This is a genomic window from Skermanella sp., assembly GCF_059503625.1.
Genome location: NZ_JCACHA010000839.1, coordinates 1 through 8,540 on the forward strand (window position 1 = coordinate 1; position 8,540 = coordinate 8,540).

General features: G+C 62.9%; 6 protein-coding genes, 1 tRNA gene and 1 pseudogene. 2 read left to right on the plus strand and 6 right to left on the minus strand.

What is annotated here, in order from left to right; translation table 11 throughout:
• Window positions 1-9: 9 nt before the first annotated feature.
• The 3 genes from AC5JJ6_RS30310 to AC5JJ6_RS30320 are packed head-to-tail and all read right to left on the minus strand — an operon-like array spanning window position 10 to window position 2,819.
• On the minus strand, window positions 10-870 hold the full coding sequence (locus AC5JJ6_RS30310; RefSeq protein ID WP_496045632.1) for an ABC transporter ATP-binding protein: 861 nt from the start codon (window positions 868-870) through the stop codon (window positions 10-12).
• A 40-nt stretch (window positions 871-910) separates the two neighbouring features.
• Window positions 911-1,867 carry a hypothetical protein gene (locus AC5JJ6_RS30315; protein ID WP_496045627.1) on the minus strand — a complete coding sequence of 319 codons (957 nt, stop codon included), beginning with the start codon at window positions 1,865-1,867 and terminating at the stop codon, window positions 911-913.
• A gap of 13 nt (window positions 1,868-1,880) precedes the next feature.
• Window positions 1,881-2,819 carry a hypothetical protein gene (locus AC5JJ6_RS30320; RefSeq protein WP_496045628.1) on the minus strand — a complete coding sequence of 313 codons (939 nt, stop codon included), beginning with the start codon at window positions 2,817-2,819 and terminating at the stop codon, window positions 1,881-1,883.
• A 264-nt stretch (window positions 2,820-3,083) separates the two neighbouring features.
• On the opposite strand from AC5JJ6_RS30320, the gene AC5JJ6_RS30325 reads away from it, so the two are divergent.
• Together AC5JJ6_RS30325 and AC5JJ6_RS30330 are read left to right on the plus strand one after the other, a co-directional pair.
• Window positions 3,084-4,883 (plus strand): glycosyltransferase family 2 protein, encoded by a 1,800-nt coding sequence (locus tag AC5JJ6_RS30325; RefSeq protein ID WP_496045629.1) that lies wholly within the window; start codon window positions 3,084-3,086, stop codon window positions 4,881-4,883.
• Window positions 4,880-5,362 (plus strand): glycosyltransferase family 2 protein, encoded by a 483-nt coding sequence (locus AC5JJ6_RS30330; RefSeq protein WP_496045630.1) that lies wholly within the window; start codon window positions 4,880-4,882, stop codon window positions 5,360-5,362. The genes AC5JJ6_RS30325 and AC5JJ6_RS30330 overlap by 4 nt, the downstream gene beginning before the upstream one ends.
• 22 nt (window positions 5,363-5,384) lie before the next feature.
• Here the strand turns inward: AC5JJ6_RS30330 and AC5JJ6_RS30335 are convergent, their stop codons facing one another.
• From AC5JJ6_RS30335 to AC5JJ6_RS30345, 3 genes and pseudogenes are all read right to left on the minus strand, one after another.
• Window positions 5,385-6,665: a DUF4214 domain-containing protein gene (locus AC5JJ6_RS30335; RefSeq protein WP_496045631.1), complete on the minus strand. Its 1,281-nt coding sequence runs from the start codon at window positions 6,663-6,665 to the stop codon at window positions 5,385-5,387.
• A 300-nt stretch (window positions 6,666-6,965) separates the two neighbouring features.
• Window positions 6,966-8,045, minus strand: a pseudogene (locus tag AC5JJ6_RS30340) (linear amide C-N hydrolase).
• Between the two features lie 352 nt (window positions 8,046-8,397).
• Window positions 8,398-8,472: transfer RNA gene (locus tag AC5JJ6_RS30345), tRNA-Thr, on the minus strand.
• Window positions 8,473-8,540 lie beyond the last annotated feature (68 nt).

Consider the following 8,540-nt stretch of genomic DNA (forward strand, 5'->3'; position numbering starts at 1 on the left):
AGCATGATATCACCCGTACCGCTGCGCGTAGATGTCGAGGATCTTGTCGGTCGGGCCGTCTTCGACCATCCGCCCATGGTCCAGCAGGATGCTACGGTTGCAGACTTCGCGGATCAGGCCGGCGGAATGGCTCACCAGGATCACGATCGGGGTGCGCTCGATGTGCTCCATCATCGCGGCCTGCGACTTCCTGACGAAATGGGCGTCGCCGGTGGCGAACACCTCGTCCAGGATCAGGATGTCGGGCGTCTGGAACAGCGAGGTGGCGAAGGTGAGCCGCGCCTGCATGCCGCTGCTCAGCGTCTGGTATTGGGCATCGGCGAACTCGGTCAGTTCGGCGAAGTCGAGGATGGCGTCTTCCAGGTCCCGGCTGTGCTGGGGCAGGCGGTGGGAATAGGCCAGACCCAGCTTGATGTTGAGCCGCAACGGCAGGTCCGGTTCGAACCCCAGCCCCTGGGCGATGACCGGGGCGATGCTGCCGGCGACGTTCCGGGTGCCGTGGACTGGCGGCAGGATGCCCGCGATCACCTTGAGCAGCGTCGTCTTGCCCGACCCGTTATGCCCGACGATGCCGAGCCTGTCCCCGGGGGAGACCTTCAGGTCGATGCCGTCCAGCACCTTGCGGCCGGTCATGATCTCCTTCGGCGTCCCGCGCAGCATCCCGACCAGCACGCCCTTGACGGTGCGGTAGACGTGCTGGCCGAAGATGACGTCGACCTTGTCGAGACTGACCGAGGCGTTCGACGTATGGACCTCGGTATCCCGTTGGGCCATCAACTGCTCGAAGGCTGTGGGTGCCATGATGTTCACGCTATCGTCCCCGTCCTGCTCGTCCGCCGCACCGCCCGGTGCCGTGAAACCGAAGCCCATTGCCACGGCCTGGTTCGTCTGCCCGTTTCATCCGCCCGGTTCACTTGGAAGTGGGCCGGAGGATCAAGCCTCCCGCCTGGCCCGGCTGCTCCGCCCCCGGAACGGCCATGTCGAAGCGCAGGTCGATCCGCTGGCTGCGCGCCTGATTCTGCGTCTGGCCGTGCGGTTGCGCCGGTTCGGCCGTCGCCGGAGCGCCGCTGCCGATATCCTTCTTGCCCGCTTCCTTCTTTCCGGAAGTTCCTTTGCCGGGCGGCAGGACGGTCTTCGCGGGTTCGGCGGGCTTGGCCTCCACGGGTGCCGGCTCCAGGGGCCACTGCATCCCCATGCCGCGCATGTCGACCAGCCGTTCCGCCGCATCGTTGCGCAGGTCCAGCAGGTGCGGGCTGGCGCCAAGCAGGCCGCTCAGCAGATGGACGGCGCGGGCGCCGGTCAGGCTGTCCGCCTCGGCGGCCGTTTGCGGTCCGGGTTCGGCATGGACCTCGATCCGCACCGTCCGCAGGCGCGCTTCGGCGAAAGGCTGGCAGGCCCCGCCGTCCGGCTGCGGAGCGCCGTTGGACAGGCAGGGAAGCCAGCGGCCGAGCGCTTCGCCGAGGTGTGACATCATGGTCTGGCCGGGAGCCAGCGGCATGGCACCGGCAGGGGCGAAGTACCGGTCGGCAGGCAGGCGCAGCAATCCCTCGCGCGGCATGCCTTCGGCCTGGATGCCGCGCGACGCCAGGAACTCCCTCATCTCTTCTATCAGCCGGGCACGGACCGCGATCTCGATGTCGGCCTGGGGCGGACGCTCGAGCGGCGTTGCCGGGACGTCCAGTTCCGCCTTGATGCGCGCTTCCGCCTTGGCTTCCGCTTCCGCCACCGCATCGACCCTGTCCTTGCGGACGTCCAGGGCGAAGACCATGGCTATGATGATGAAGATGAACAGCATCCCGGCCATCAAATCGGCCATGGAGGCGTAATAGCCTTCGTCCTTGGAGAAACTGTCGGCTGGAAGGGACATCCCGGCGCCTCTCTCAGCTTACCGGCATCGGCTGAACGGCATCCGCATGGGCAGGCGCATGCCGTTCAGCCGCCGCCCTTTGGGAGAAAGCCGCTTCCAGCCGGTCGATCGAGTGGACGAGATGGGCGATCCGCTCCGCCAGAACCGCTCCGCCGTCCGGCGATGCCTGGGGCGGTTCGGCCATGCGGGCGCTGCGGGCTGTCGCTTCCTCGATCCTGTCGCACAGCAGGGTCAGGCGCAGGTTCAGCGACTGGACCGACATCCGGAATATCAGCGACACGATCAGCGACATGGAGATGCCGGCGACCGAGGTCAGGAACTTGAAGGTGGCGCTGTTCAGCAGGTGGACCAGGGCGGTCCGCGCCTCGGTCATGTCGGCGGTCCGCATGCCCTGGCTGGCGAACCACAGTCCGGCGATCAGGCCCAGGAAGGTCATGACCAGTCCAAGTCCGACGAAGTAGTTCGGCATCGCCTGCATCAGGCCCAGCCGCAGCCCCGAGCGTTCCAGCGACGCGAGGGTGATGTAGGCCGACGGGCGAACGCCGGAATCGGCGGCGGTCCGCCACGCTCTCCAGTCCGGCCCCAGGAAGCTGGGTCCGAGCACCCGGTCGATACCGTCGCCCCGGCCGAACTGGACCGGCGCGCGGGCGCAGTCCGATGCCAGCCGGTCAAGCCGGCTCAGCATGGGCCGCACCTTCAGGAGCACGAACCACAGGACGATCAGGATACCGGCCAGCACGAGGCCACCGGCCAGCAGAACCGCCGTCGCCGGGCTTCCGAACATGGCAAGGTAGACCCGCGCCATCGGCGCTATCAGCAGGTGGATCGTGTCCCACAACGTCGATTCGTCTGCGGCTGCCGTCTCGAAGCCGGTATTCCCCGCCCGATAGATCGCTGCAACGACGATCAAGACGGCGCAGAGCTGAAAAATACGCCTGATCGAAATATCCATTTTCCGGCCAACTCACCAAGGGCGTGCTCCGCCAGCCGCGAAATCGGCCGGCCAGTGCACCGCAGCTTCATTATAGGACCCGTGAAGGTAACTCAATAGAAGTAGAATTCGTGCTGAATGGCGTATAGGTCCGGGCCATCTACGGCAATCAGCCGCCAATCTATGCCAAATTGGTTAATTAGTTATGAGTAGATAGGGTGTGAGCCGTCATGGCGGGCCCCGTAGCCGATCTCTTCGCCGAACCTTGTCAGGGTGTCCGATCCGATGGTTTCCAAGTCTAACGAACGCGTCGGCACTTCCGCGGCTGCTAGGGGACGTTTCCGGCTGCACGCCGTCCGGCAGCTGACGGATCTGGGCGGCGGGCGGTTCGAGAGCACCGGCACGGCTCCCCGGTTCGACATCCGCGCGGAGCGGCATGAGCTTCCCACCGGCTGGGTCCGGATCCGTTTTTCCATAGCCGACGCACGTCCTTACGCCAGCGGAACGATCCGGGTAACGCCGGAGGGCGACCAGCCGACCATCAGCCATCCGCTGCCGTCCCTGCGCGACGGCCATGTCGACCAGTATATCCGGCTGCCGGACAGCGTCCGGGAACTGTGCTTCGATCCCATGGACCAGCCTGGCGTCTTCACGATCACGGGGTTCCGCGTCGATCCGATCACCCGCTTCCACGTTCTGGCGCGGGCGGCGCTGCGCAATCCCGGCAGGGTCGCCGCCGCGGCCGGTTATGTCGCGCGTCACGGTGTCGCCGCGGCCAAGCTGCGGATGGCCGAGCGGCTGAACGCTCCCGCCCATGACGGCTACAAGGACTGGATCGCCTTGTTCGACACGCTGGCCGACGACGACATCGCGGCGATCGCTGCGCATATCGCCGCCATGAAGGCGCCGCCGCTGATCTCGGTCCTGATGCCGGTCTACGATCCCGATCCCGGCCACCTTGCCGAGGCCATCGGGTCGGTGATCGGGCAGATCTATCCCCACTGGGAACTCTGCATAGCCGACGATGCCTCGACCGATCCGGCGGTCCGCCGTCTGCTCGCCGGCTATGCGGGGCGCGAGTCGCGGATCAGGCTGGTGACCCGTGCGGCCAACGGCCACATCTCGGCTGCCAGCAATTCCGCGCTGGAATTGGCGACCGGTGAATACTTGGCCCTGCTGGACCATGACGACCTGCTGCCCTCCCATGCCCTCTACCGGATCGCGGCCGATCTGGAGGCCAGGGGTCCCGCCGACCTTATCTATAGCGACGAGGACAAGATCGACTGCGACGGGCACCGTCACGATCCCTACTTCAAGTCGGACTGGAACCCGGAGCTTTTTCTGGCCCAGAACATGATCAGCCATCTCGGCGTCTACCGGACCGGACTGGTCCGTGCCGCCGGCGGTTTCCGCGTCGGGTTCGAGGGCAGCCAGGACTGGGATCTGGCCCTGCGCGTGACCGAACTCACCGAACCCGGCCGCATCCGCCACATTCCGCATATCCTGTATCACTGGCGGGTCTTCGCCACATCGGGTTCGTTCTCGACCGACCACGGCGCCAAGGCGGCGGAAGCGGGACGGCGGGCGGTGGCGGAGCATCTGGAACGGACGGGGCAGGCGGCGCAGGTCGTGCCCGGCATCGCCGGCTACAACAGGGTGCGCCGGGCGCTGCCCGACCCGGCGCCCCGGGTGTCGCTGATCGTGCCGACCCGCGACCGGGTCGAACTGCTGCGCAACTGCATCGACGGCCTGCTCCACCGGACCGACTATCCGGATCTGGAAATCCTGATCGTGGACAACGCCAGCGTCGAGCCCGAGACTCTGGCCTACTTCGACGGCTTGGCCGCCGAACCGCGCGTCCGCATCCTGCGCCGCGAGGGACCGTTCAACTTCTCGGCACTCAACAACGATGCGGTCACACAGGCGACCGGCTCGCTGATCGGCTTCGTCAACAACGATATCGAGGTGATCGAGCCGGGCTGGCTGTCCGAGATGGCCAGCCACGCGGCCCGGCCCGGCCCGGCGTCGGCGCCGTCGGGGCCAAGCTTCTGTACGGCGACGGAAAGATCCAGCATGCCGGCGTGATCCTGGGCGTGCTCGGCGTCGCCGGCCATACCCACAAGGGCTTCGGCCGGCACGACTACGGCTACTTTTCCCGCCTGAGGCTTTGCCAAAACCTGTCCTGCGTGACGGCGGCCTGCATGGTGTTGCCCAAATTCGTGTTCGAAAGCGTCGGCGGCTTCGACGCCGTCAACCTCGCGATCGCCTTCAACGACGTCGATCTGTGCATCCGCATCCGGGAAGCCGGCTATCAGGTGATCTGGACCCCCTACGCGGAGCTGTACCACCTGGAATCCGCCTCGCGCGGGTCCGACCTGACGCCGGGGAACCGCGACCGTTTCGCCTCGGAAGTGAAGTATATGCAGGACCGCTGGGGCGACGTCCTGCGCCGCGACCCCTACTACAACCCCAACCTCTCGCTCGACGCCACCGACTTTTCGATGGCCGGGACCCCGCGCGTCACGCGGCCGTGGCAGGCGTTCATGGGGGCGCGCCAGCCCTGACGCATGTCGGACCCCGCCGCCGTCACATCCACAGATAATCCGTCTTCGCAACGAACTCCGGAGACGAGGAGAAATCGGCCAGCGCGTCGGCCCTGCTCAGGCCGTGGTCCAGCGCGTTGGTCCAGTTTGCAAGCCCGGCCTCGTCCGGTGCCCGGTCCAGGACGTTCCGGTACAGCAGTTCCACGAACTCCGGATTGCTGGGAGCGCCGTACCGTTGCTGGAATTCCGGCGAATTGACGAAGCTGACCGCGACGTTCCCCAGATCATTGCCGGCATTGAGATAGTTTACCCATGTCGACTCGCCCTGCGGATCGGGCAAGCGGTCGAAGGTCGCCAGATACAGGCGTCCGACTTGGGGCTGAAGGACATCGTCCTTGTAATTGGCGACATTCTCCGCCGACTCGGAAAAGCCGACAAGCGCCTCGGCGCGGGAATTGCCGGCGGCGAGATACTTCGACCAATGGCTTTGTCCGGCGGAGTCGGGCACGCGGTCCAGCACATTGGCGTAAAGCTGCGTGATGAACCCGGCATCCGACAGGTTGCCGCCGTATCGGTTGGAGAACTCGGTGGACGCGACGAAGCCGTTGGCGATTTCCTCGAGCGTCATCCCGTTCCGCGATGCATCGGTCCAGCTGTTCAGGCCCGCCTGATCCGGCAGCCGGTCCAGCGCCGACAGATACAGCCGGGAGATCGAGTGCGTCCCGGCAACCGTCGCCGAACTGGCCAGTTCTGCCATCGTGTAGGTGCCGTCGGTGAACCGGACGGATTCGACGTTGTGGGTGGGCATCACGCCCTGCTTGCCGCTGTTGTCGGTAATGAAGGTCGTGTCGCCCTTCCGGTAGGTGAAGTAGGTCCCACGGCTGCCGGACAGTGCGACGGTATCGATCCCGGTGCCGCCGTCGATATTGTCGCCGCCGCCGTTCGGCGTAATGGTGTCGTTGCCGCTGAAGCCGATCAGGATGTCGTGCCCGTTGCTTCCCCGGATTTCATCGTTGCCGGTGAATTGGCTCTGGAAGCTCTGGCCCCCTAACGGGTCTACATCATTGGCATTGATTTTCAGCTCGATGCCGGAAAGCGACAGAATAAGGCTACCGTCAAACTCCGAGACTTTCAGAGAGTTGATGACAGCGCTTTGAGCAGCCGGATTCGATGATCCCCAAATCTCGACGTACTCTGAATATGGATTGACCCACTTCGCGTAGGTTGCGCTGTCATAGACGAAGTATGAAATTTGGAGCGGATTATAATCGCTGGTGCCCGAGGCATCCATGTATATGGGAATACGCGAGTCGAGAACGGCCATCGTTACTGTGCTTCCATTGGGTGTTTTTCTTGGCTGAAGCTACAGTAAAACGCCCAAGGCCCGTTACGCACGATAAAGGTGATGTAAGAAGGTAATAACTGCCCGATAGTATTAGGAGCATCTAATAGAACCTGCGGATCCGGTGGATGCAGATGTGGGCGCACACTCTTCGGCTTTGGCCGCTCGGGCGGCAGGAGCGGCGCAACCACCGTAGGAGATCATCAGAAACAAGGGGCTTCACCATACCCCCTCAACGCCGCTCAGCAGGTTTCGTTGGACCTTTCAAGGCCTCACGGCATTTCAATTGGCGTTGGTGAGACGCTGCGTTATGTCCCCGGCGAGGGCCCAGTCATACGCGTTGACAGATCGTTCTCTTGCATTTGGCCCGAAATCGATCTTCGTGAGGTCGACCAAGTAGAGATTGGGAGAACTGGCGGAGTGGAAGAAATAAGTCTTGTTGGTTGAGTCAGCCAGCGTGAACCACAGTGTCGGCCATGCATCCTCGGCAACACTGCCGGACGTATCTTTAGCGCCCGGCGGGACTGCTACAGTGCGGGCAATGGATTGAGCACCGGCGATGGCTTCTGGCACGCTCCTGGCTGGCGGCAAAGTCTTCAAATACGAAGCGGCTCGGACAAACCGGCTTTCCGGATCAATATCGCCCGGCATCGATTTCGTGCCGCCGAAAAGCTTGTAATTCTGGAGGTTCCTAAGCTGAGTCTCCAGCGGCGGTTCGTTGGTCATTACGGTGAACTCTTTGCCCTGATGAACGACCATTCTGCCGTTGACGAATTCGATAATAGCCGAATGTGCTTCGGCATCTGATATTGCGAGGTGAAGCGGTCATTGCTTGCCGTTGTGTTCAACAGGAACGATCTGGACGTCCTTCAATCCCTCGACCGCTTCTTTGACCGAGGCGAAATTGTCGAGCAAATATTGGGCCCAGAGCAGATTTGACAGGCCAGGCCGACTGTCACGCTGCTCGTATTTGGTGTCGCCAAGATAGAGAAGGTTCGCCACGAGGCCCTTTTCATTCATGCCATCGCTTGTCGCGGTTCCAAACGAGGTGACTGCCACGCTTCCTAATTTCGACTTCCAGGTAAAGGACTTGCTGTCACCTGTCTTCGAAACCCTCTCCAATCCGCGCGGATAGACGACCATCTTCGCTTCATCCGAGCGGTATAGATCCATGGTCCGAGCCACGACGTTAGCCTGACCATTCGTATTCGACAAGATGCGGGAGCAGGCCGATGCACTATCGGCTACTATTGTTGCAAAATAAACAGCAATAAGCCCAACCGCTGCGACACGACATACTGCGCTTGTCATGACAAAGTCCTTTATGCTATGGATACAGGACGCATATGGTGTCAAATTCATGATCAGGAGCAGGCGAATTCTCCGTAATGTTTAGAGGGCTCCATGTTGCCTGACGGAGTGACCCTAACGAGAATTCAAGCTTCTCCTCACCTGCATCACTGAACAGAGCGCACCCTGATTTGTCACGAGGCCATGCGAATCAAGCTTTGCCGCGATTTGATGCCTCTGGCCTTTGAAACGTTGCTTGGCCTGTACCCTCGTCGGCCTCAACTAGGCGGCGCGGACAAAGCTGATCCATATGCGGATCGCGGCGAGTTGGCCAAAGTCGAGGAAGCTGCTGGCGATGCGGTATAGTAGTTCGCCTGGAAGACCTCGGTCTCGACTAAACAACGCGCCATGCGCTTGTTTAGGATGGTGCTGCTGGACAGGATTGAACTGTCGACCTCTCCCTTACCAAGGGAGTGCTCTACCACTGAGCTACAGCAGCGCCCGTTGAGGTGGCGGGTATATGCCATAGCGAATTTGGGCGCGCAAGGCCAAAGCACCTCCTTCGTC